The organism is Leucobacter faecis (assembly GCF_054456635.2).
In genome coordinates this window covers 1-364 of the sequence record NZ_JBTJEP020000051.1, presented here as the reverse complement: position 1 = coordinate 364, position 364 = coordinate 1, and the positions used below count along the sequence as shown (strand labels likewise).

The 364-nt window shown below is 60.4% G+C and carries 1 rRNA gene; it reads left to right on the top strand.

The window, feature by feature from the left end:
• Positions 1-289: 289 nt before the first annotated feature.
• Positions 290-364: ribosomal RNA gene (rrf, locus tag ACXR2T_RS15800) — 5S ribosomal RNA — on the top strand; the annotation flags it as partial.

The window sequence follows — 364 nt, the reverse complement described above, 5'->3', positions numbered from 1 at the left end:
TGTGGGAGAGTAGGTCACCGCCGGACATCTTTTAGTGGGGGTTGGTTCACAATTGTGTGAGCCAGCCCCCTTTTTTTATGCCCAAAAGGGCCCCACGTCATCCTGCGCGTCGACCCACGTGTCATCCTGCGCGTCGACCCACACCTCATCCTGCGCGTCGACCCCCACGTCATCCTGCGCGACGAAGGAGTCGCAGGATCCACTCCACCTCACCTGGCCGGCGGCGGAGCGAAACAGGGCGCCGTGTGGTCAGAGGCGCCCCAAATCTTTGATAGGCTTATACCAGCGTTACGGTGGTTATAGCGTCAGGGAAACGCCCGGTCACATTCCGAACCCGGAAGCTAAGACTGACTGCGCCGATGGT